This window comes from Brachybacterium halotolerans, from assembly GCF_016623465.1.
Classification (GTDB): domain Bacteria; phylum Actinomycetota; class Actinomycetes; order Actinomycetales; family Dermabacteraceae; genus Brachybacterium; species Brachybacterium halotolerans.
The window spans coordinates 63400-84952 of the sequence record NZ_JAEDAJ010000004.1 but is presented as its reverse complement, the minus strand read 5'-3'; the positions used below and the strand labels follow the sequence as shown (position 1 = coordinate 84952).

Here is a 21553-nt window from a genome sequence, read left to right as displayed (position 1 = left end):
GACAGCGCCTCGACCGGCGACCCCTCAGCCCTGCATCTCCCGCACGGTCCACGCGGACCGCACGTCCTGGATCAGCCCACCGCCGCTTCGCCGGCCACGACCACGGCCGCCCCCTCGCCCACCCTGCTGCTGCTCGAGGATCCCGGACCTGTCGCGCACACCGCATCGCTCCGCCCATCCGCGCCACGCGCTGACCAGCGACTCGACATGCTCCGGGAACTCCGCGGAGAGGTCATGGCGCTCGGTGCGGTCGACGTGGACATCGTACAGCTCCCAGTCGCTGCCGAATGCGCGCACCGCCTTCCATCGGCCGCAGCGGACGGCGGCGTTCCCCTCGTGCTCGAAGAACAGGGGATGGGGTTCCGGCATGCTCTCCTCGCCCCTCCACCCCGCGAGCAGGGACGAACCCTCCAGCGGCGGGCTGTCGGGATGGGAGGTCCGATCCACCGCTCCGATGCCCGCCGCCTCGAGCAGCGTCGGGACGATGTCGGTCAGCTGGGCGGGGGTGCGGTCCCAGCCGGCGGCGACGCCGCCGTGCGGCCATCGGGCGAGCAGCGGCGTGGCGATGCCTCCCTCGTGGACCCAGTGCTTGTACTCGCGGAACGGGGTGTTCGAGACGTTCGCCCACGCGCGCCCGTAGGTCGCGAACGTCGAGGCGGGCCCGGGGACGACGGAGGGATCGTTGCCCTTGCGCACCCTCTCCCCGGCCGCGGTGCGCACGGGCACGTTGTACGGCACGGGGTCCATCTCGTCGGCCCATCCGGGAGGGATCTCCTCGGCGCATCCTCCGTTGTCCGAGAGGAACAGGACGATCGTGTCCTCGGACTGCTGCGTGGCCTCCAGAGCGTCGAGGACCCTGCCGATGGCGGCGTCCATCGCAGTGACCTGTGCGGCGTACACCTCCATCCGTCGCGCCTGCCAGGCGTGGTGGGCGGTCTCCTCCCAGGCGGGGACGTCCTCGTCCCGCTCGGTCAGCTCCGTGGCGGACTCGAGGACGCCGAGCTCGCTCATGCGCTCGAGGCGTCGGGCGCGTGCGACGTCCCAGCCGTCGTCGTACATCTCGCGGTACTCGGCGATCTGCTCCGGACGAGCGTGGAGAGGCCAGTGCGGCGCCGTGAACGCCAGATACAGGAAGAAGGGCCGGGGATCCTGGGCCGCCGCGCGGATCTCGTCATCGGCGCGCTCGCCGAGATGCTCGGTGAGCGAGAACTCCGGGTCGAAGCTATCGATCGGCTCCTCGTCCTCCACCATCGTCACCGGGTCGAAGTAGCTCGTGGCGCCGCCCAGCGGCCCGTGATGCCTCTCGAAACCGCGACGCGTGGGCCATGCGGGGTCCGGCTCCCGCACATTCCCGGCGAGATGCCATTTGCCGATGCAGGACGTCCTGTATCCGGCGTCGCCGAGCATGTCCGCGATGGTCGCGCAGCGCGGGTCCAGGTCTCCCGGATAGCCGGCGGGGAGCGTGCTCCCGGTGAGGATCCCGACCCCGGTCTGATGGGGGTGCAGGCCGGTGAGGAGCGAGGCGCGCGACGGCGAGCACCGCGCGGTGTTGTAGAAGCTGCTCATCCTGGCGCCCTCGGCGCCGAGGCGGTCCAGATGCGGTGTGCTGATCTCTCCGCCGAAGCATCCGATGTCGGAGAACCCCATGTCGTCAGCGAGGATCAGGATGATGTTGGGGCCTCGTGCGGAACCCCCGAGCTGCCTCGTCGCGGTCATGACGACTCCTTGTCCGCCCGCGCCTGTTCGAGCTCGTCACGGATCCGGTTCCCGCCCGCCTTCTTCCATGCGGCCACCCCGTCGTCCCATGCTGACACCGGCTTGCGGCCCTGGAGGATGTCGTTGGTGAGGTCGTCGATGCGTCCCGTGATGCTGCCGCCGATCCGGGTGTCGGCCTCCGAGTAGAGACCCAGGGTGGGATCAGCGAGGCCGTACGCGACGACCATCTTCTGCCCGTCGTACCAGCTCTGCGTGGAGCGCCTCTTGCCCGGGACGTAGACGGGCCAGGGAGCATCCGTGAGGTAGCGGAATCCCAGCGGGGTCTCGCTGACCCCTCGGTTGGTCGCCACAGGGTCCGAACCCTGCAGATCGTAATCCACGCCTTCCACCCCGTACACCCGAAAAAGGTACTCCTCCGTGCCGAAGGGAGCCGCCAGGAAGTTCAGCACCCTGAGCAGGGTCGGGATCCGCTCTCCGGCGTCCTTGCGGATGCTCGAGATGCCGTAGGTGGGATTGCCGAGCCACGCGCAGGCCATCTCGGGGTCGCCGTGGAAGCCCGGCGTGCGCATGGTGTCCATCCTGAAGCTGTCACCGACGGACTGGATCTGTTCGAAGTTCGGCCAGGCGGAGAAGGTGTCCATCATGAAGTAGTTGCGGCCCGCAACGAACCAGTTCTTGCGGTCGGTCGCCTGGGAGGAGAAGGCGTCGGGGCTGACGACGCCTGCCTCGACCATCTTCCGGGTGGCCTCCAACGCCTCCTTCTGCTGCTCGGACTCGAGGCTGCGCGTCAGGTGGCCGCCCTTCTCGGACCAGGTGTTGGGGATCCCGAGCATCTGGCGCACCAGATCGAGAGGAGCGGCCCCCAGGGCCCACACATTGGACCGCGGGGATGTCAGCTCCTTGCACAGCGCGAGGAACTCCTCGAAGGAGTCCGGGTCCTCCGTGATGCCCTTCTCCTCCAGCAGATCGGTCCTCTTGTAGAGGACCGAGGAGCTCATGATCCCCCGAGGGACCGGGACCCCCATGATCTTCCCGTTGAACGCGCTCTGCTCCCACGTGTCCGTCGGGATGTTCGCGAGGAAGGGGTAGTCCTTCACCGCGGACCCCGAGAGGTGGGGCGTGAGATCGGCGGCGGTGGCCTCGAGGAACTTCGGGAGCTCCTGCATCCCGCCCGCGACGACGAACAGCTCGGGGAGGGAATCGCCGGCGACGACGGTGGCGAACTTCTGGTCCCAGTCCGGCGCCGGCACGATGTTCATCTTCAGGTCGGAGCCGAGGCGCTCGTTCAGCGCCTGCCAGAACGCGTTCCGCGAGACGCCGGGAGGGACGGGGGAGTCCGTGCGCACGAGGGAGCTGATGGCATCGCCGTCTCCCGGGGCGCCGGATGTGGCGGCGGTGGGCGACGACGGGTACTCGAAGTACCCATCCATGAGTCCGGTCTTCGGGTCACCGGGCAGGTCCGGCGTGACCCCCTGGTAGGGGATGTGCTCCGGCAGCGTCACAGGGGCGTTGGCGTACTTCACCGGGATGCCGCCCCGGCCCTGGTTGCTGCAGGCGCCGAGCAGTGCGGCGGCGCCCGCACCGCCGGCGGCGAGGAGCGCGCGCCGGGTGGGGACGAGTCGTGAGGTCATGATCAGCCTTTCACCGCGCCCGTCAGGACACCCTTGGAGAAGTGCCGCTGCAGGAACGGGTAGACGATGAGGATCGGCACGATGGAGATGACGAGGATGGCCATCTGGATGGTCTCCTGCGGCGGGGCCGCCTCCACGGCAGTGCCGAGCTCGGAGGTGCCCATCTGCGCGCCGTTGACGACATAGGTGCGCAGCACCATCTGCAGCGGCCACTTCGCGGCGTCGTTGATGTACAGCAGCGCGCTGAAGAACGCGTTCCAGTAGTTCACGCCGTAGAACAGCCCGATCACGGCCAGCGCGGCACGGGAGAGCGGGATGCCGATACGGCGGAAGACCTGCCATTCGCTGGCGCCGTCGACCTTCGCGGCGTCGAGGATCTCGTCGGGCAGGCTGACGAAGAAGCTGCGCACCACGATCACGTTGAACCCGCTGACCGCGGTCGGGATGATCAGTGACCAGTAGGAGTCGATCAGACCGAACTGGCGCACCGCCAGATAGGTCGGGATCAGGCCGGGGGAGAACAGCAGGCTGAACAGCACCAGCAGCAGCATCGGGCGGTTCGCGACGGTGCCACGGCGGGAGAGGGCCCAGGCGAGCATCGCCGTGATCATCAGACTGAGGATCGTGCCGACCGCGGTGATGCCGATCGAGACCAGCAGGGCTCGGGAAACGACTCCGCCGGAGAGGATCGAGCGGTAGGCGGTCAGGTCGACCTCGCGGGGGAACAGCACGAACCCGCCGGAGTTCGTGACCTGATCCGCGGGGGCGATCGAGGTCGCGACGATGCCGATGAACGGGACGATCACCAGTGCACAGGCGATGACCAGGACGATCGTCTTCGTTGTCTTCTCGACGGGCCCGGCGGCATTGAGCTTCGCCCGCCGCCGGTGGGCGTCGGCCGGGGTGGTCCGGGCAGATGCGGACCCGCCCGGGGTGGTCTGGGGGTTCTCGGTCGTGGTGCTCATGCCCTGTAGACCCCTTCCTCGCCCATGGAGTGGGCGATCTTGTTCGCAGTGAGGACGAGGACCAGTCCGATCACGCTCTTGACCAGGCCGACAGCGGCGGCGGTTCCCCATTGGCCGCCGGCGATGCCCTCGTTGAACACATAGGTGTCGAGCACTTCGCTGGCGTCGATCCCGACGGCCTGCTGCTGCAGGATGATCTGCTCGAAACCGACGCTGAGGGAGTTGCCCAGCTGGAGGATGAACAGCAGGATCACGATGGGGCGCAGGCCGGGCAAGGTGACGTTGAGGGTCTGCTGGAAGCGCGAGGCGCCGTCGACGGCGGCCGCCTCGTACAGCGACCTGTCGATCCCTGCCAGCACGGCGATGAACAGGATCGCCGCCCAACCGGTGTCCTTCCAGATGACCTGAGAGGTCAGCAGCACCTTGAACAGGTCGGCGTTGCCGATCACGTCGAAGGTGGGCAGGCCGTTGGAGCGGAGCAGGTTGTTGACCATGCCGGAGCCGCCCAGCATCTGCTGGAACACCGCGACCACGATCACCCAGGACAGGAAGTGCGGCAGGTACAGCACCGACATGACGCCCTGGCGGAGCTTCTCGGACATCAGGCTGTTCACCATCAGCGCCAGCACGATCGGCACCGGGAAGATCATCACCGACTGGATCAGGGTGAGGATCAGCGTGTTGCGCAGCGCGTTGAGGAACGCCGGGTCGCCGGTGACGAGAATGCGGAAGTTGTCCAGTCCGTTCCACAGGCTCTCATCGGTCCCCAAGAAGGGTTGGAAGTCCTGGAAGGCGATGACGTTCCCCAGCAGCGGGAAGTACTGGAAGCCGATCAGGAGGAGCATGCCCGGGAGCGCCAGCAACAGCACGGTGCGGTCACGCAGGATGCGTCGCAGCAACGAGGGCCGTGGACGCCGTGCGAGCGGCGGCGATGCGGCTGTCGAGGGTGACTTCATGTCGGTGACGGCCATCATGGGCGTCCTCCTTCAATGACTTCGTCGTCGGAGTCCCGAACCCCTGCTCCAGTGAGAGGACAGGGCACTTCGCCGTCCGTGGAGGGGACCGCTTCCCATCGCGGTGTGCAGTGCCCGACGCGCCGACCTCCGTCGGATGGGTGGCGCGAATCGGACGATGGGGCAGGGTTGCGCCCGATCGGGCGACTGCCACAATTCCTACGTGGGAATCATGTGGGTGCAGCAGAAGTTGCCGACGGTTGTCGCGTCCGCCGAACGTGACCGCGGGTTCGACACCCTCCAGCCCCGCGGCGCTCTCGACCGGCAGGTGGCGCCCGCGCTCGCCGCCCCTCGGCCCCCTGGTCACGGCGCCGACCTTCGGAAGGGCACCTCGAACCGTCGTCCACCGTCGGTCTGCGATAGGTTCGAGGACCGCAGTGAGCCGGGCAGATTCCCGGACCCACCTCGGGGACCGCTCGAGGACACGCCGACGCGGCGGCGCCCGACGGGCAGGTGTGCCGGCACGCACCCGCGGCGCGGAAACACACGAGGGAGCATCGCGTTGACACCATCACCGGATCACACCGACCTCCACCGGAGCGATCCCGCGGACGTCCTCGCGACGGTCCACTGGCGGCGCACAGTCTTCAACCTCTACCACCGCGTGCGCGAGGCAGCCGACCCCGAGACGGGGCACCGGCTCTGGCGCGCCGAGCGCGACCGTCTGTTCGCGCACCACCCCGCCTCCCCGCTCCTGCCCGGGGCCGCCGCGACCTTCCGCGGGCTCCCCGTCGCCGACTACGACCCCCGCTGGCGATTCCGCGCCCGGATCGAGCCCGCGCCGCCGCAGTCCTTCTCGGTCACCACCGGCACCGATGGCCTGGTGGGCTTCGAGCGCCTCGGGATCGTCCGGCTCGCGGACACGGGCACCCTCGACGTCTGGTCCCACACCGGCTACGGGGGAGGCGTGTTCGTCCCGGTCAAGGACGCCGGTGCCGGCAGCACGACCTACGGCGGCGGCCGCTACCTCATCGACACGATCAAGGGCGCGGACCTCGGCGACGGTGACGACCTCGTGCTCGACCTCAACTTCGCGTTCAACCCGTCGTGCGCGTACGACCCGATGTGGGCCTGCCCGCTGGCACCACCCGGCAACACCCTCGCCGACGTCGTCCCCGTGGGCGAGCTCCACCTCGCGCACTGAGCACGCCTCCGCCTGATGCCGCCGGAGCCGACCCTGCCCGCCCTCAGGGCGGGCAGGGGATCCGAGGCCGCCGGCCGCGTCTGCGAAGCCGTCAGAGGCGTCCTCCATCGTCGCGGTGGGCATCACAGGGCAGGGCGCCGGTGATCAGATCGAGGGCGGCGTCCACGGCGCACAGGAGCTGCTCTCTCGAAGCCCCGAGATCAGCCCTCACGGACAGGCCGTGCCACACCGTCAGCACCAACTCGGAGAGATCCGGCGAACTCGCGGCGTCCGCGGGCGCGAGCTCGTGCCAGGCACCCTCGAGTCTGCGTCGCAGCAGTGCTTCGTCGGTGTTCTGCAGGTCCGCGACGAAGGTGCGCACATCGAGCGTCGGCGAGGCATCGGACATGACGGCGCTCGTGGTCAGGCAGCCGGGCTGTCCGTCTTCGGTGCGCGTGAACTCCCGGGCCGATTCGCGCAGGAGGTGGCTGATGGCACCCTCCGTCGTGGGCTGCCGCAGGGCGCGCGCGTAGATCGCGCTGTAGCGGCGGGCGTAGGTCCGCACGGCCGTGTCGAAGAGGTCCGCCTTGGTGCCGAAGGCCGCGTAGAGGCTCGACCCGGAGATCCCGAGCTCCTGGGCGAGCATCCGCGTCGTGGTGCCCGAGTAGCCGTGCTTCCAGAACAGATGCGCAGCGTGGCGCAGCGCCTCCTCCTGGTCGAACGAGCGGGGACGCCCGGCTGATCGTGGTGTCATGTTGACGATTCTAGAGCGTTCGACCCACAATGGAATTATGGATCAAGTGAACCAGAAATGTGTCCGCTTCGCTGACAGCTGGGTGACGGTGGACGTGTACGGCGAGGACGACGGTTCGGCGCTCGTGCTGATCCCCGGCGTCATGGCCGACTCCGCGGCGTGGGCCGAGGTGGCAAGGGGCCTCCAGGGATGGGAGACCGTCGCCGTCGTCAACCGGCGCGGCCGCGAGCCCTCGGGCCCTCTGACCGGTGACTACGATCTCCGGCGCGAAGTGCAGGACGCGGAGGCCATACTCCGCCGGTTCTGCGACGTGCAGACCCTCTTCGGGTGGAGCTACGGCGGTACCATCGCCCTCCACCTCGCGAACACCGTCCCCGTTCCGCATGTGGTCGCCTACGAACCGATCATGGCGCCCTTCGGTGCTGCGGCGCTGCCGGACCTCCGCAGCGCGCGCAGGGAGGACGACCTCGACCGCACCGTGGACGTGGCGCTCCGCCAGGTGACCGGCATGCCCGACGACGCCGTCGCGGCACTGCGCGCCGACGAGCACGTCTGGAGCGAGCTCAGAGAGGTCAGCGGGTCGCTCTACGCCGAGACTCTCGCGTTGAACGAGGCGGCCGTGCCCGAACGGTTCGCAGAGCGCGCGTCACGCATCGACTTGATCCTCGGCGAGCGCAATCGCGGGAAGCCCCCGTACGGCACGACCTTCGAGGACGTGGCCGCTCGCGTCCCGCGCGGCACGGTGCGAGAGCTCGCAGGGCAGGGGCACCTCGCGCATCTCGAGGCGCCCCGTGCTCTGGCGCGGCTGGTGAGCGAACTGCGCGTGCCCGCCAGCATGAGGTGAAGGTCGGATCACCGGGCGCAGGCTGCCGACGGGACGCTTCGGCCCCGGTCCGTCGTCGGGCCCCGGCCCTCAGAACGGCGCCAGCCTCTCCCGTGACCGGTCCTCGGTCGCCACCAGCACGTCGAGCAGGAACGACTGCATCTCCGCTCGCATCTGGCTCGCCTCGGGCACGTCCCACAGGTTGTGCAGCTCGTCCGGATCCGCGGCCAGGTCGTAGAGCTCCCCGGTGCGTTCCCGGTCGGTCGAGGGACGCCCGTGGTGCACGACGATCTTCCATGTGCCCCGTCGGACCATCGTGGTCTGCACGGGCGGGTCGTAGGCCCAGCAGCCGTCGCGGTACTCCGAGAGCACCCAGTCGCGGTCATCGAACGGGTCGGCGTCGCCCGACCACAGCCCCGCGAGGTCGCGCCCCTGCGCCCGTGGCAGCCCGGTCGATCCCGCGGCCGAGAGCACCGTGCGGGTGAGGTCGATCCACTCCACGAGCTCGTCGGCGACCATGCCTTCGGGGATCTGCCCGGGCCAGCGCATGAGCAGCGGGACCTTCACCGAGCAGTCGAACATCATCGGCCCCTTGAGCAGCATGCGGTGATCGCCGAGCATCTCCCCGTGGTCGCTCGTGAAGATCACCAGGGTGTCCTCCGCGAGCCCCTCGCGCTCGAGGGCGTCGAGGATGCGGCCCACCTCCTCGTCGACGAGGGTGACCATCGCGAAGTACTGGGCCTTGATCTCCTGGAGATCCTCGGGGGAGTAGTCGTCGAACCCGGGCATGTGCCCGGCATAGGACTTCGCGGACTCCTGGGTGAAGATGGGCGGCTTGGTCGCGAGCTCGTCCTCGATCGTGACGGGCGCGGGAAGGGCCGACGCGTCGTAGAGGTCGCGGAAGCGCTGGGGCGCCTCGAACCCGTGGTGGGGGTCGAAGAAGTTGCTGATGAAGCAGAAGGGACGATCCTTCTGCCGCGAGTGGCCGAGGAACTCGATCGTCTCCTCGGCGACCCAGTGCGAGTAGTGCGCCTCCTGAGGCAGGGAGTCGATGGACCTCTCACGCTTCACGACGGCGCTCTCGTGCAGCTCCGGGTGCGTGCGCCGCAGCCAGTGGTGGTACTCGTTGCCGGCCGAGCGCAGGTACGGGTCGTGCGCCCAGCGGAACACGCGCAGCCCGTCGTCCAGGCGCGGCTCGATCCGGCCGTCGAAGGCCGATCCGAGGTGCAGCTTGCCGGCGAGCCCGCAGTCGTAGCCCTCGTCGGCGAGGGTCCTGGTGAACAGCTGCTCGCCGGGGTCCATGTCCACGCCGTTCGCCCACAGCCCGTGGTTGCGCGGATAGCGGCCCGTCATCAGGCTCCCGCGGGAGGGCGCGCAGATCGGCGACTGCGTGTAGCAGTTGCTGAAGCGCGCCCCCTGCGCTGCCAGACGGTCGAGGTGCGGGGTGCGGATGTGCTCGTTGCCCGCGGCACCGAGCGCATCGAAGCGCTGCTGGTCGGTGCACAGGAACAGGATGTTGGGACGGGACATGGTTCCTCCGGGGCTGTCGTTCCGGGCCGCTCCGGACATCGGATCCGGCAGCGGGAGAGGGGAGTGGAGCGCGATCGACTCGCGCGGGAGCGGGGTGATGCGGCTCAGTTCTTCACGGCACCGGCGATCCCTTCGACGAAATAGCGCTGCAGGAGCAGGAACAGCAGCACGATCGGCACGAGGGAGATCGACGCGGCGGCCGCGAGCCCTGCCCAGTCCGTGGAGTTGGTCCCCTGGAAAGCCATCATGCCGACGGCGAGCGTGCGGTTCTGCGGGGTGCTGAAGGTGAACACCAGCGGCAGGAAGAAGTTGTTCCAGCTCGAGAGGAACGTCAGCACCACCACCGTGGCCGTCACCGGTCCCGACAGCGGCAGCATGACCCGGAAGAACACGCGCAGGAAGCCTGCCCCGTCCATCACCGCGGCTTCCTCGAGCTCCTTCGGGACCCGGGAGAAGAAGCCGACGTACAGCAGCACGGCGGCGACGTTCCCGCCTCCCGCGATCGCGAGCACCAGGCCGGTCCGCGTGTTCAGCAGTCCGAGCAGGTCGCTGAGCTCCACGACCGGCACCACGAACAGTCCGGTGGGGATGAACATGGTCGCCACCAGCACTGCGAGGACGACCCTGCGCCCCAGGAACCGGAAGCGTGCGATCACGTAGCCGGCCATCGCGCACCGCACCACGACCAGCACGATGCTGCCGGCCGTGATCAGCACCGTGTTCATCATGTACCCCGAGAAGTTCGCGTCCCGCCATGCGCGCAGGTAGTTCTCCGGATGCCAGGAGTCCGGAAGCAGCCCCAGCCCGCCCGAGAAGATGTCGAGAGAATCCTTGAACGAGGCCGCCAGCACCCAGAGCAGCGGGTAGATCCACAGCAGTCCCAGAGCTCCCACGACGAGCGTCTGCGCCCATCTCCCGATGCGTCGCCGCCCGCGGCCGCGGGCTCTCGGATCCGACACCGGTCGCCTGCGAGTCCGTCCCGGCTCCCGACGGGCATGCAGATCCCGCGAGGGCTCCTGCGCCTGCGTGGTGGTCATCGCTCCTCCTGCCGTCGCCGTGCCAGTCGCATCACGAGCGTGAGCACCACCATCAGCAGCACCGTCAGGACGCCGAAGGCGACCCCGATGGCCGATGCATAGCCCAGATCGGGCCTGGCCGCGCCGAACGCCGTGTCGTAGATGTAAACCTCGGTGGCCAGGGTGGAGAAGAACGGGCCGCCGCCCGTCATCGTGACCACGAGGTCGAAGATCTGCATCGTCTCGATGACGGTGAGGACCACGATGATCACCGCGAAGGGACGCAGCAGCGGCAGGGTCACATGGCGCAGCCGCGCGGCGGGCCCCGCTCCGTCGGTCTCGGCGGCTTCGAGGAGCTCGCGCGGAACCGTCTGCAGGGCGGCGAGCCAATAGATCAGGGTGACGCCCAGCCACTTCCAGACGTGCACGCCCATGACCGCCCACAGCGAGGTCCGCGAACTGCCCAGGAAGTCGACGGGGCCGACGCCGAGGATCGAGAGCGCCTCGTTGATCGGGCCCGCCGACGGGTCCAGTACGAACCCCATGACGAAGCCGACGATCGCCGTGGTCGCGACGACGGGCACGAAGAACGCGGTGCGCAGCAGGCCCGCGAGCGGCAGCCGAGGGTTGTTGAGCACGAGTGCGAGCAGGAGGCCCGCTGTCACCCTCAGGGGCACCGTGACCACGATGATCAGCAGGGTGATCCACAGGGACTTCCAGAACAGCGGATCCGCCAGCAGGCGCCGGTAGTTCTCGAGACCGGTGAAGGAGCGCTCGAGGCCCAGGCCCCGCCACTCGAGCGTCGAATACACCAGGCTCGAGATGCTCGGCCACACCGTGTACATCCCGAACAGCACCACCGTGGGCGCCAGGAACACGTAGATCCAGAGGGAGGGCCGCCGACGCTTCGCGACCGCGACCTCGCCCGCACTGCGGGGAGCCCCTCTCGCGGCCCGCGGCTCAGTAGTCCGTGACATCGAAGTCATCGCCGCTCCTGTACTCCTCGAAGATCCAGTCCTGCACGGAGACGCCCCCGCCGGCGTCGTTCACCACGTCGATCGCCCGGTCTCGCTCCGTCGAGAGGCGATCGTTGAAGCGCGTGAGCTCCTTCCCCAGGTCATCGATGTCCCCGCCCAGGTACCCCTGGATGATGTCGCCGAGGTCGGGTCGGATGTCGTTCATCTCCGCGATCACGGAGCCCACGGCGGGATTCCGCACCACGGGACTGGGCGCCGTGCGCACGTTCTTCTCGAGCAGCCGCACGGCGAGCGAGTACAGAGCGGGGACCTCGGCCCTGTCCAGGGCATGCGGATCCGCCGGCGGCTGATCCATGTTCTCGGCGAGGGCCACGGCGAACTCCGACCGGGTCAGCAGGGAGAACAGCTCCCCGACCTCCTCGCGGCGCTGCGACCTCCCCGCGCACCAGAACTGGCCGTCGGCGGGCGGCCGCGCTGTGAGCCCGCGCCCGTCGGGCGACGGCGGCCCCGACACGCGCACGTCCTCCATGAACTCGCCGAACTGGCCGTTCAGGACGCCCGCGTTCCAGGGGCCGTCGAAGAAGAACGCGGCCTCGCCCGACGCCCACCGCACACGCGCCTCCCGTGCATCCAGAGAGGTGGACGCCGGCAGCATGAAGCCGTCCGTGATCAGGGAATGCAGGAAGGCGAACGCCTCGAGGAACGCCTCGCTCGCGAAGGGGAAGTCCCCGGTCCGTGCGTCGGTGATCCCGTTCCCGCTGGACCCGACCATCGCCAGGCTCTGGCCGGCGGACTGCGCGAGGTCCACCAGATGCTCCTGCATCCGGTCGGAGTGGGCTAGCGGCGCCACCCATGGATGGTCCGTTCCGGAGGCCACGAGGTCCCTGCAGAGGGTCCGGAAGTCGTCCCACGTGCTCGGCAGATTCTCCGCATCGTGGCCGGCCTTCTCCAACAGGCGGGAGTTCGCCCACGTCAGGGTCGAATTCTGGCGGTGGCTGAAGATCGGGACGGTGAAGATCTTCCCGTCGAACGTGTGCACTCCCTCGAACAGCGACCCCTCCAGCCCACGGCGCGCCTCGTCGCTGAGCTCCACGGGAGCGACGGTGCCGCGATCGACCAGGGCCGCAGAGGGTGCCCCGAAGAAATTCGTGAACACGTCGGGGAGCTGGTCGCTGCCTTCGGCCAGCTGCAGCGCCTGCCCCATGCTGTCGGGGTTGTAGACGGTGCGCTCGACCGCGACGCCGACGTTCCCCTCGAACTCGTCGAAGAGCCCGGTCAGCGCGGACTTCAGCGGGTCGAAGTGATCCCACCACTGCAGCGAGCCCGCATCGCCGTGCGCGACGCCGCCGCGGGTCGAGGAGCGTGCGCAGCCGCTCACCGGGAGGGCGGCGCCGGCGGCGAACAGCGCGAGCGCGCCCCGTCGGGGGATCCTCTCCATCGCAGCTCCTCGGGTCGGTACATCGGTGTACTGCGAGGACCGTATGCGCCGGGCACCCGACCGTCAATACGTAAACTGGCGAAGAAGTGCTGGCAGAAGGGCTATGTTTCATGGGTTGCTGCGACAGATGTGTCAGTATTCGTGCGACGATCGTGTCTCGGAACCGGTGACGGAAAGGAGCGTGATGGGACGGGGACCTGCGGCACCGCTCGGCCTGCGGGCGGGCGACGAGGAGGTGCTCTCCGCCGCCGCGCGGAGAGGCGCGCCGGCCGTCGCGCGGCGGGCCGGGATCCTGCTGCTCGCGGCGCGAGGATTCTCGAATACTGAGATCGCGGCGATGGAGTCGACCAGTCGCGGAACGGTCATCCGGTGGAGAGCGAGGTACGTGTCCGAAGGGGTGGACTGCCTCGGAGATCGTCCACGGGGAGGTCGCCCGCCGGCTGCTGACCCGCAGAGCATCATCCTGCGCACGCTGGATCCGCCCCCGCTCGTGCCCGGAGCGAGGAGCTCGAGGTGGAGCACGCGGACGCTCGGGGCAGCGCTGGGCGTCAGCGCCTCGTCGGTCTCGAGGGCCTGGAGCCTCTACGACGTGACACCGGCGCGCGGCGGCGGAGTGCGGCTGTCGAGCCGTCCGGGCCTCACGGTCACCGCCGGAACCATTGTCGGGCTGATCCTCGATCCGCCACGTGCCGTGCTCGCCTTCGCGGCGAGCGACTCGGAGCACGCAGCGCCGCGACCACCCGCCCCTGCGCCCACGCGGTCGACGGCCCTCTCCCGCGCGGTGCGCGAGCACGCGGAACGCCTCGTGGACCCCTCCGGGAGCGCGCCGGTCGCAGGCCGCGAGGGCGAGCGGGCCCAGTCAGCCGATCTCGAGGTGCAGGCCGCCCTGCAGACGTTCGTGCGATCCGGGGCGCACCTCGTCTGCACGGGCATCACGCCGCCGACAGGTGGCGAGGGCGGTGGCGCGATCACCGCGGTCGACACCTTCTCGCAGTGGCTCCGGGTGCTGGACGTGCTCACCCTGATCGCGCATCGATCCCGGTCCGGGGCGGCGCTGGCGCGGGCCGTGAGCGCCGTGCGGGCCGCGGGGCCCAGGGATGGCGCCCTGACCTGGTCGGATCTCGGTGCCGAAGGTGGGGTCGGAGGCGGGGCGGAGCATCGTTCCCCGCGGCGCCCGATCATGAGCGACGTCGCCGCTCGAGCAGGCGTGTCGGTGAAGACCGTCTCCAACGTCCTGACCGGGGCGAAGCATGTCTCCCCCTCGACGAGGGCGCGCGTGGAAGCGGCGGTCGGCGAGCTCGACTACCAGGTGCATCCCGCCGCGCGCCAGCTGCGCACCGGTCGACCTCGCGCGCTCGTCCTGGCGCTCCCCGAGCTCAGGCTCAGCTACTTCGCACAGCTGGCGGAGCAGATCATCGCCGCGGCGGCCGCCCGAGGCCTCGGGATCCTCGTCCAGACCACGGGCGGACGGCGCGAGCGCGAGCTCGAGGCGATCGACATGGCGCGTCGTCAGGCCGACGGACTGATCATCGCGGCGCACGGCCTCCGGGAGGACGACATCCGACGGGCCTCCTCGACCATTCCGTTCGTGCTCCTGGGGGAGGGGGTGCCCCAGCAACGGGTCGCCCAGATCACGATCAGCAACTCGGACGCGGCGAGCACTGCCATGCAGCACCTGCTCCGCACGGGACGACGCCGGGTCGTCCTGCTCGGCCTCGCCCATCGCGCCGTCGCCGAGGCGCGGGTCCGCGGCTGTCGCCGTGCCGCCACCCTGCACGGTGTGCCGATCGACCCGGCGCTGCTCGCACCGGCCCCGCGCTGGGATCGCGAGAGCGGAGAGCGTGCGGTCCACGAGCTCCTCGACCGGGGTGCCTCCTTCGATGCGGTCATCGGGTTCAACGATGAGCTGGCGCTCGGCGCGCAGCGCGCGCTCCTCTCCCGGGGTCGGGAGGTCCCCGGCGAGGTGGCGATCGTGGGCTTCGACAGCTCGGATGACGCGCGCTACAGCACGCCCAGCCTCACCTCGGTCGCCCCGGCGTTCGACACCATCGCTGACGCCGCACTGGAATTGGCGACGGGACGCGGCGGGAGCACTCCGGACAAGCCGGCAGGTGGGCCGGTGGGCGAGCACATCACCGCCCCTCACCGACTCGTCGTGCGTGAGTCGACTGCGGGGATCGTGCTGCGCTCGGACGGCGGCGATCGGCGCTGAATCGGGACCTCCGGGAGCTCTCGCCGACTCCTGACCGCTGTGAGAGATCCGGAGCTGATCACGAACGCATCCCGGGTGATCAGTTCCCCGCCGCGTCCAGAAGCCAGTGGAACCTCAGGCGCAGCGCCCGCTCCGTGCTCGCAGCCGCCGTGGTCAGTCCCAGGGTGATGTTCAGCCACAGCGGGAGGACGACGAGGGGCTCGACGTGCCCGATCCGCTCCGCGATCGGCGGGATGCGCAGCACCGGCACCGCGATCTGCTGCAGCAGCAGGGCGACGCCCACCAGCAGCGCCACGGTCGAGATCGCGCCGACCAGGCGGCTCAGCCCCGGACGTCGTCGCTCGAAGCGGGCGCGACGGCCCTCCGCCGAGCGCGGATCCGGGAAGAGCTGATGCTCGGCGCCGTCGGCCGTGACCAGGTGGCAGCGCTTGAGCCCGAACTGGCTGACCGCGACCTCGATCGCTCCGCCCTCGACCGGGAACACAGCGGGCGCGCTCGCCGAGGAATGCGCGATCCCCGCAGAGGACATCCCGCGCTGCGCGCGCTTCCTCGGCACGGTGCTCGACGGACTCTCCCTGCAGCGTGCGATGCCCGCCGTCGATTCCCTCACGCAGGTCGAGTCCGAGGTGCTCCTCGCGGCCGCCGACGTCGCCCTCGCTCCCGCGCATCGCGGCGCGTGAGGGGCGCCTCGGTCATGTGTCGTGGTGCCCGTGCCCCCACTCGTGGAGCGCCGCGAACACCGAGTCCAGGCTCCGACCGTGCTCAGTGATGCTGTAGGTGACCTGCGGCGGAGTCGTGGGGACGACGTCGCGCGCCACGAGCCCTTCGGCCACGAGGCGCTTGAGCTCCTCGGACAGCACCTTCTGCGAGATCCCGTCGACCCGGCGCTGCAGGTCCGCATAGCGCCACTCGCTCTGCAGCAGCTCGAACAGGATGAGCATCGTCCACTTCCCGCCGATCATGCCGATCGTCGTGCGGACCGTCTGCCCGCAGTAGTCCGCGCCGGGTGCTCCTGAATCGTCCATGTCCTACCTCGAGGTCGGTACCTGAGAACAAAGTGCCGTCTTCCGCGTTCCGCGTTCTCCGCGCAGTCTGGTGCACACAGCACCCGACCGCCAGGAGGCATCATGCCGATCGTCCATCTCGACATCGTCCCCGAGCTCATGTTCGGCGACCGCCAGGAGCAGTACCAGAAGATCGCCGCGGGGATCACCGACACCATCGTCACCAGCACCGGCGCCCCCGCGGAGTCCGTGCACGTGCTGATCCGCGAGGTCTCCGACGCGAAGTACTCCGTGGGCGGCGAGCTCCTGCGGGACAGGATGCAGCACGGCTGATCGCGCCGCCCGCCTCACGCCCGGTACCGCTCCGGGCGGTGGTTCAGCGCGAGCACCACGTTGAGGATCATGCCGCCGACGGCCGAGAGCAGCACCCGTGGCACGTCGAGCACCAGCAGGGACAGCAGGATCACGGTGACGTCCATGGCCATCTGCACGTAGCCGGCGCGCAGCCCCGCGCGCTCCTGCAGGATCAGCGCGAGGATGTTGAAGCCGCCCAGGCTCGCCCCGTGGCGGAAGATGATGAGCAGGCCGACTCCGACCAGCAGGTTCCCGCCGATCACGGCGTACGGCAGCGGCACGTCATGCACGGGCAGGTAGCGCGGGTGGATGAGGCTGAACAGGGAGATCAGGCCCACGCACACGAGCGTCTTGAGCGTGAAAGCCCACCGCTTCTTCCACAGGGCGAGGACGAAGAAGGGCAGGTTCACGAGCAGGAACAGCACGGCGAAGGGCGTGGAGAGCGCGTGCGTCAGCAGCAGCGCGAGCCCCGCCGTGCCGCCGGTGACCGCGCCCGCGCTCTGGAGGAGGTAGAGCCCGAGCGAGGCGAGGAACGTGCCCGTGACGACGCCGAGCACGTCCTCCGTGGGTCGATGGGGGATGACGGCGTCGATCGGCGGCGGGCTCGAGCTCGAGGGGTCCTCCCCGCGAGCACTCTTCGCGCGCGATTCCGCGCCGGTGTGCGCGGCGGTGATCGGTGGAGCGTCGGTGGGGCGGGGCATGAGGTCACCTTAGGCCCTGCTCGCAGCGCGCCTGTGGTCCGGTGTGCAGCGCGGCTGCGTCGTGTTCGTCGGCGCTCAGTTCCTGGGACCGCGGGTCACGAACCGGTAACGACGGTCGCCGCGTGAGGCCCTGCGGGCGTCGGATCCATACGTTCCCGATGTTCCCTGCCCCACAGCTTCCGACCGGGAGACCTCATGAGCCTCGAAGCGCCAGCCCCGCCGCCCGTCGCCCCTCCGACGCCTCCTCGGACCGCACGGAACGCCACCGACGCGAAGGCGGCGACGGCCGAGAGCCTCGAGGACTACACGCTGCGCTTCGCGCCCCGGTCCTATCGACGCTGGAAGCCCGCCGTGGTCGCCACCAGCGCGCTCGGCGGTATCGCCTACCTCGCCGACTTCTCGATCGGCGCGAACATCGGTCTCACCCACGGCACGGTGAACGGCATCATCGGCATCCTCGTCGCCGCGGCCATCATCTTTCTCAGCGGCTTCCCGCTGGCCTACTACGCGGCGCGCTACAACCTGGACCTGGACCTCATCACCCGCGGCAGCGGTTTCGGCTACTACGGCTCGGTGATCACGAACGTCATCTTCGCGTCGTTCACCTTCATCTTCTTCGCCACCGAGGGGTCGATCATGGCCCAGGGCCTGTACCTCGGGCTGGGCATCCCCCGGTGGATGGGTTACCTGATCTCGACGCTCATCATCTTCCCTCTGGTGATCTACGGGATGAAGGGCCTGGCGAAGCTCCAGGTCGCCACCACCCCCGTCTGGCTCGTCCTGATGGTCATCCCGGTCGCCTACCTCGTGATCTCCCACCCGGACTCGGTCGAGACCTTCCTGTCGTGGACGGGAGAGTCGGGCGAGGGCGTCAACTTCGCCTCGGCCATGCTCGCCGCCGGCGTGTGCCTGTCGCTGATCGCGCAGATCGCGGAGCAGATCGACTACCTGCGCTTCATGCCCCCGCGCACACCGGAGAACCGCCGCTCCTGGTGGGCGGCGACCATCCTGGGCGGGCCCGGGTGGGTCCTGTTCGGTGCGACCAAGCAGATCCTCGGCATGTTCCTCGCCGTGTACCTGGTGGCGACCATCCCCGGCGCTCGCGACTTCGCCAACGAGCCCGTCCAGCAGTTCCTCGTCACCTACGAGCAGCTCATGCCGGCCTGGCTCGCGCTGCTGCTCGCGGTGGTCCTGGTGGTGATCTCGCAGATCAAGATCAACGTCACCAACGCCTACTCCGGCTCCCTGGCCTGGACGAACTCCTTCACGCGCCTGACCAAGCGGTACCCGGGCCGTCTGGTCTTCCTCGCCGTGAACCTCGGCATCGCCCTGGTCCTGATGGAGGCGAACATGTTCGACTTCCTCAACGCGATCCTCAGCTTCTACGCGAACGTCGCGATGAGCTGGATCTGCGTGGTCGCCGCGGACATCGTCATCAACAAGCACCTGCTCCGCCTGTCGCCGAAGAAGCCCGAGTTCCGCCGAGGCATGCTCCATGACTGGAATCCCGTGGGGATCGTGTCGCTCCTGCTGGCGGCCGGCATCTCGATCGCGATCTATTTCGGCGCCCTGGGTGACGCCGTGCAGCCGTTCTCGCCGCTGTTCGCCGTGGGCATCGCCGTGATCGCGACGCCGCTCATGGCCATCGTGACCCAGGGCCGCTACTACCTGCGACGCACCGACGACGGCATCGACCTCCCCATGTACGACGAGCACGGGAACCCGTCGGGCGCGACCCTTACCTGCCACGTGACCGGTGTCGACTTCGAGCGTCCCGACATGATCGCCTCGGCCGTCCCGGGGCCCGACGGCGAGACGCAGTACCTCAGCTCCCTCGCGCTCACCACTGACCGCAGCGGCAGGCACGTCCTGCCCCGGGACTGAGGCGCCGTGCGATTCACCCCGGCAGACACCGAGAAACTGCTGCTGGCCACCGCCGGGATGGTCGCGCGCGACCGCCTCGAGCGCGGCGTGCGGCTGAACCATCCCGAGACGATCGCGCTGCTGTCCTGCTGGGTGATCGAGCGGGCGCGAGACGGCGCCGGCGTCGAGGAGCTCATGGTCGCCGGGCGCGAGGTGCTCACCCGCGACCAGGTGATGGACGGCGTCGCCGAGATGGTCTCCGACGTGCAGGTCGAGGCCACGTTCCCCGACGGCCGCAAGCTCGTCACCCTCCACCATCCGATCGCCTGAAGGAGCACGATGGCCCCGCAGCACCCCGGCACCGATCCCGCGCCGGACCGCACGTCCGCGCCCGGTGCGATCCGTGTCCGCCCCGGTCACCGTGACCTCAACGCCCGCTCGGACCCGGCGGACCAGCGTGAGCTGGTCATGGAGAACACCGGCGACAGGCCCGTGCAGATCGGCTCCCACATCCATCTGCCGGATGTGAACGCGGCGCTCGCCTTCGACCGCGAGCACGCCCGCGGGTTCCGACTGGACGTGCCGCCGGGTACGTCCCTGCGTTTCGAGCCCGGGGCGTCCCGACGGGTGGCGATCGTGCGGTTCGGGGGCCTGGGCCGGGTGCCCGGACTGCAGATCCGCCGCGACGGCACGGACGGCGCGCTGCTGCCGGGGGCGCGCTGATGGTCCGGATCGGCGCGGAGCGCTACGCGGCCCTCTACGGCCCCACCACCGGCGACCAGGTGCGCCTGGGCGACACGGACCTGTGGATCGAGATCGAGCAGGACCGCACCTTCGGGGGCGAGGAGGCGGTGTTCGGCGGCGGCAAGTCGATCCGCGAGTCCATGGCGCAGGGCACCGCCACCCGTGCCCAGGGGGCCCTGGACACCGTCATCACCAACGCGATCGTCCTGGACTGGTGGGGCGTGGTCCGGGCCGACGTCGGTCTGCGCGACGGCCGTATCGTCGCTCTCGGCAAGGCCGGCAACCCCGATGTCCAGGACGGCATCCATCCCCGGCTGCAGATCGGTCCCTCCACCGACGTCATCGCGGGGGAGGGGCGGATCCTCACCGCCGGCGCCTTCGACACACACGTCCACCTGCTCTCGCCCTCCCAGATCCACGAGGCGCTCGCCACCGGCATCACCACCGTCGGCGGCGGCGGGACGGGGCCCTCTGAGGGGTCCCGCGCCACCACGGTCGCCCCCGGCGCGTGGCATCTGGGCCGCATGCACCAGGCGCTCGACGCGCTGCCGGTGAACGTCCTGCTGCTGGGAAAGGGCAACACCGTCAGCGACCAGGCGCTCGCCGAGCAGGCGCTCGGCGGCGCCGCGGGCTTCAAGGTCCACGAGGACTGGGGCGCCACACCCGCCGCCATCGACGCCTCCCTGCGCGCCGCCGAGGCCCACGGCCTGCAGGTCGCGCTGCACTCGGACTCGCTCAACGAAGCAGGATTCGTGCAGTCCACCATCGGCGCGATCGGCGGCCGCACCATCCACGCCTTCCACATCGAGGGCGCCGGCGGCGGTCACGCCCCCGACATCCTCGAGATCGCCTCCCTGCCCCACGTGCTCCCGGGATCCACCAACCCCACCCTGCCGCATACCGTGAACACGGTCGCCGAGCACCTCGACATGCTCATGGTGTGCCACCACCTCAAGCCCTCCGTTCCCGAGGACCTGGCCTTCGCCGAATCCCGCATCCGCGCCACCACGATCGCGGCGGAGGACATCCTGCACGACATGGGCGCCCTCTCGATCACGTCCTCCGACGCCCAGGCCATGGGGCGCATCGGCGAGGTGATCACGCGCACCTGGCAGGTCGCGCACGTGATGAAGCAGCGCCGGGGATCGCTCGGCGAGACCCTGCCGGCGGACAACGAGCGCGCCCGCCGCTACGTCGCGAAGTACACGATCAACCCGGCGATCGCGCACGGCGTGCAGGAGCACATCGGGTCCGTGGAGCCGGGCAAGATCGCCGACCTGGTGCTCTGGGACCCGAGGTTCTTCGGGGTGCGTCCGGAGCTCGTGCTCAAGGGCGGCATGATCGCCTGGGCGGCACTCGGTGATCCCAACGCTTCCATCCCCACGCCGCAGCCCGTGCTTCAGCGCCGCGCCTTCGGTGACGCGATCGGGGCGCATTTGTCCGTGTCCTTCGCCGCACCCGCCGCCGTCGAGAGCGGACTGCGCGAGGAGCTGGGGCTGGCGCGCGAACTGCTTCCCGTTGCATCCACGCGGGAGGTGACGAAGGCGGATCTGCGCAACAACACTGCGCTGCCGGCGATCGACGTCCGTGCCGACACCTTCGAGATCAGCATCGACGGCGAGACGGTCCAGCCGCACCCCGCTGAGGAGCTGCCACTGGCGCAGCTCTTCCAGATGTTCTGAGCGCCCG

21 protein-coding genes and 1 pseudogene are annotated in these 21553 nt (G+C 69.6%); 10 read left to right on the top strand and 12 right to left on the bottom strand.

What is annotated here, in order from left to right:
• Positions 1-24 precede the first annotated feature (24 nt).
• The 4 genes from I8D64_RS08975 to I8D64_RS08960 are packed head-to-tail and all read right to left on the bottom strand — an operon-like array spanning position 25 to position 5286.
• Positions 25-1716, bottom strand: coding sequence for an arylsulfatase (locus I8D64_RS08975; protein ID WP_200502165.1), 1692 nt, complete (start codon positions 1714-1716; stop codon positions 25-27).
• The gene (locus I8D64_RS08970; protein WP_200502164.1) at positions 1713-3347 is read right to left on the bottom strand and encodes a type 2 periplasmic-binding domain-containing protein; all 1635 of its coding nucleotides are present in this window, start codon (positions 3345-3347) and stop codon (positions 1713-1715) included. Before I8D64_RS08970 ends, I8D64_RS08975 begins: the two co-directional genes overlap by 4 nt.
• A gap of 2 nt (positions 3348-3349) precedes the next feature.
• The gene (locus I8D64_RS08965) at positions 3350-4312 is read right to left on the bottom strand and encodes a carbohydrate ABC transporter permease (RefSeq protein WP_200502163.1); all 963 of its coding nucleotides are present in this window, start codon (positions 4310-4312) and stop codon (positions 3350-3352) included.
• On the bottom strand, positions 4309-5286 hold the full coding sequence (locus I8D64_RS08960; RefSeq protein WP_200502162.1) for an ABC transporter permease: 978 nt from the start codon (positions 5284-5286) through the stop codon (positions 4309-4311). Before I8D64_RS08960 ends, I8D64_RS08965 begins: the two co-directional genes overlap by 4 nt.
• Positions 5287-5827: 541 nt before the next feature.
• Between I8D64_RS08960 and I8D64_RS08955 the strand changes: the two genes are divergently transcribed.
• Positions 5828-6469, top strand: coding sequence for a DUF1684 domain-containing protein (locus I8D64_RS08955; protein ID WP_246482902.1), 642 nt, complete (start codon positions 5828-5830; stop codon positions 6467-6469).
• A 91-nt stretch (positions 6470-6560) separates the two neighbouring features.
• On the opposite strand, the gene I8D64_RS08950 is transcribed toward I8D64_RS08955, so the two are convergent.
• Complete coding sequence (locus I8D64_RS08950; protein WP_200502161.1) at positions 6561-7202, bottom strand: TetR/AcrR family transcriptional regulator; 642 nt, start codon at positions 7200-7202, stop codon at positions 6561-6563.
• 37 nt (positions 7203-7239) lie between these two features.
• Here I8D64_RS08950 and I8D64_RS08945 point away from each other — a divergent pair, with 37 nt between their 5' ends.
• Complete coding sequence (locus I8D64_RS08945) at positions 7240-8046, top strand: alpha/beta fold hydrolase (protein ID WP_200502160.1); 807 nt, start codon at positions 7240-7242, stop codon at positions 8044-8046.
• A 69-nt stretch (positions 8047-8115) separates the two neighbouring features.
• Here the strand turns inward: I8D64_RS08945 and I8D64_RS08940 are convergent, their stop codons facing one another.
• The 4 genes from I8D64_RS08940 to I8D64_RS08925 form a co-directional block, all read right to left on the bottom strand.
• Positions 8116-9555 (bottom strand): sulfatase-like hydrolase/transferase, encoded by a 1440-nt coding sequence (locus I8D64_RS08940; RefSeq protein WP_200502159.1) that lies wholly within the window; start codon positions 9553-9555, stop codon positions 8116-8118.
• Between the two features lie 104 nt (positions 9556-9659).
• Positions 9660-10448, bottom strand: coding sequence for a carbohydrate ABC transporter permease (locus tag I8D64_RS08935; RefSeq protein ID WP_343068511.1), 789 nt, complete (start codon positions 10446-10448; stop codon positions 9660-9662).
• A gap of 140 nt (positions 10449-10588) precedes the next feature.
• On the bottom strand, positions 10589-11557 hold the full coding sequence (locus I8D64_RS08930; protein WP_246482901.1) for a carbohydrate ABC transporter permease: 969 nt from the start codon (positions 11555-11557) through the stop codon (positions 10589-10591).
• A complete protein-coding gene (locus tag I8D64_RS08925; protein ID WP_200502157.1) occupies positions 11532-12986 on the bottom strand; it encodes an ABC transporter substrate-binding protein in 1455 nt (484 codons plus the stop codon). Before I8D64_RS08925 ends, I8D64_RS08930 begins: the two co-directional genes overlap by 26 nt.
• A 43-nt stretch (positions 12987-13029) precedes the next feature.
• Here I8D64_RS08925 and I8D64_RS17920 point away from each other — a divergent pair.
• Together I8D64_RS17920 and I8D64_RS17790 are read left to right on the top strand one after the other, a co-directional pair.
• Positions 13030-13551 (top strand): annotated as a pseudogene (locus tag I8D64_RS17920) (helix-turn-helix domain-containing protein); the annotation flags it as partial.
• 24 nt (positions 13552-13575) lie between these two features.
• Entirely contained in the window at positions 13576-15198 is a 1623-nt protein-coding gene (locus I8D64_RS17790) for a LacI family DNA-binding transcriptional regulator (RefSeq protein ID WP_343068510.1), read from the top strand.
• A gap of 79 nt (positions 15199-15277) precedes the next feature.
• Here the strand turns inward: I8D64_RS17790 and I8D64_RS08915 are convergent, their stop codons facing one another.
• Entirely contained in the window at positions 15278-15754 is a 477-nt protein-coding gene (locus I8D64_RS08915; RefSeq protein WP_246482900.1) for a hypothetical protein, read from the bottom strand.
• A gap of 1 nt (position 15755) precedes the next feature.
• Here I8D64_RS08915 and I8D64_RS17605 point away from each other — a divergent pair, with 1 nt between their 5' ends.
• Complete coding sequence (locus I8D64_RS17605; RefSeq protein ID WP_281392111.1) at positions 15756-15878, top strand: hypothetical protein; 123 nt, start codon at positions 15756-15758, stop codon at positions 15876-15878.
• Between the two features lie 12 nt (positions 15879-15890).
• On the opposite strand, the gene I8D64_RS08910 is transcribed toward I8D64_RS17605, so the two are convergent.
• Positions 15891-16223: a winged helix-turn-helix transcriptional regulator gene (locus tag I8D64_RS08910; protein WP_200502155.1), complete on the bottom strand. Its 333-nt coding sequence runs from the start codon at positions 16221-16223 to the stop codon at positions 15891-15893.
• A gap of 102 nt (positions 16224-16325) precedes the next feature.
• On the opposite strand from I8D64_RS08910, the gene I8D64_RS08905 reads away from it, so the two are divergent.
• Positions 16326-16535 carry a 2-hydroxymuconate tautomerase gene (locus tag I8D64_RS08905; protein WP_200502154.1) on the top strand — a complete coding sequence of 70 codons (210 nt, stop codon included), beginning with the start codon at positions 16326-16328 and terminating at the stop codon, positions 16533-16535.
• Between the two features lie 14 nt (positions 16536-16549).
• Here the strand turns inward: I8D64_RS08905 and I8D64_RS08900 are convergent, their stop codons facing one another.
• Positions 16550-17257 (bottom strand): YitT family protein, encoded by a 708-nt coding sequence (locus tag I8D64_RS08900; RefSeq protein WP_200502153.1) that lies wholly within the window; start codon positions 17255-17257, stop codon positions 16550-16552.
• A gap of 195 nt (positions 17258-17452) precedes the next feature.
• Here I8D64_RS08900 and I8D64_RS08895 point away from each other — a divergent pair, with 195 nt between their 5' ends.
• Genes I8D64_RS08895 through I8D64_RS08880 form a run of 4 tightly spaced genes read left to right on the top strand, consistent with a single transcriptional unit; the run spans position 17453 to position 21546 of the window.
• Positions 17453-19141 carry a purine-cytosine permease family protein gene (locus tag I8D64_RS08895; RefSeq protein WP_200502152.1) on the top strand — a complete coding sequence of 563 codons (1689 nt, stop codon included), beginning with the start codon at positions 17453-17455 and terminating at the stop codon, positions 19139-19141.
• Positions 19142-19147: 6 nt separating this feature from the next.
• A complete protein-coding gene (locus I8D64_RS08890; RefSeq protein WP_200502151.1) occupies positions 19148-19450 on the top strand; it encodes an urease subunit gamma in 303 nt (100 codons plus the stop codon).
• Between the two features lie 9 nt (positions 19451-19459).
• Complete coding sequence (locus I8D64_RS08885) at positions 19460-19843, top strand: urease subunit beta (RefSeq protein WP_200502150.1); 384 nt, start codon at positions 19460-19462, stop codon at positions 19841-19843.
• Positions 19843-21546 (top strand): urease subunit alpha, encoded by a 1704-nt coding sequence (locus tag I8D64_RS08880; protein WP_200502149.1) that lies wholly within the window; start codon positions 19843-19845, stop codon positions 21544-21546. Before I8D64_RS08885 ends, I8D64_RS08880 begins: the two co-directional genes overlap by 1 nt.
• Positions 21547-21553 lie beyond the last annotated feature (7 nt).

Coding starts and splice junctions, on each gene's coding strand:
- I8D64_RS08975 (WP_200502165.1), bottom strand. CDS start 1,716: ATGACCGCGACGAGGCAGCTCGGGGGTTCCGCACGAGGCCCCAACATC.
- I8D64_RS08970 (WP_200502164.1), bottom strand. CDS start 3,347: ATGACCTCACGACTCGTCCCCACCCGGCGCGCGCTCCTCGCCGCCGGC.
- I8D64_RS08965 (WP_200502163.1), bottom strand. CDS start 4,312: ATGAGCACCACGACCGAGAACCCCCAGACCACCCCGGGCGGGTCCGCA.
- I8D64_RS08960 (WP_200502162.1), bottom strand. CDS start 5,286: ATGATGGCCGTCACCGACATGAAGTCACCCTCGACAGCCGCATCGCCG.
- I8D64_RS08950 (WP_200502161.1), bottom strand. CDS start 7,202: ATGACACCACGATCAGCCGGGCGTCCCCGCTCGTTCGACCAGGAGGAG.
- I8D64_RS08945 (WP_200502160.1), top strand. CDS start 7,240: ATGGATCAAGTGAACCAGAAATGTGTCCGCTTCGCTGACAGCTGGGTG.
- I8D64_RS08940 (WP_200502159.1), bottom strand. CDS start 9,555: ATGTCCCGTCCCAACATCCTGTTCCTGTGCACCGACCAGCAGCGCTTC.
- I8D64_RS08930 (WP_246482901.1), bottom strand. CDS start 11,557: ATGACTTCGATGTCACGGACTACTGAGCCGCGGGCCGCGAGAGGGGCT.
- I8D64_RS08925 (WP_200502157.1), bottom strand. CDS start 12,986: ATGGAGAGGATCCCCCGACGGGGCGCGCTCGCGCTGTTCGCCGCCGGC.
- I8D64_RS08910 (WP_200502155.1), bottom strand. CDS start 16,223: ATGGACGATTCAGGAGCACCCGGCGCGGACTACTGCGGGCAGACGGTC.
- I8D64_RS08905 (WP_200502154.1), top strand. CDS start 16,326: ATGCCGATCGTCCATCTCGACATCGTCCCCGAGCTCATGTTCGGCGAC.
- I8D64_RS08900 (WP_200502153.1), bottom strand. CDS start 17,257: ATGCCCCGCCCCACCGACGCTCCACCGATCACCGCCGCGCACACCGGC.
- I8D64_RS08895 (WP_200502152.1), top strand. CDS start 17,453: ATGAGCCTCGAAGCGCCAGCCCCGCCGCCCGTCGCCCCTCCGACGCCT.
- I8D64_RS08885 (WP_200502150.1), top strand. CDS start 19,460: ATGGCCCCGCAGCACCCCGGCACCGATCCCGCGCCGGACCGCACGTCC.
- I8D64_RS08880 (WP_200502149.1), top strand. CDS start 19,843: ATGGTCCGGATCGGCGCGGAGCGCTACGCGGCCCTCTACGGCCCCACC.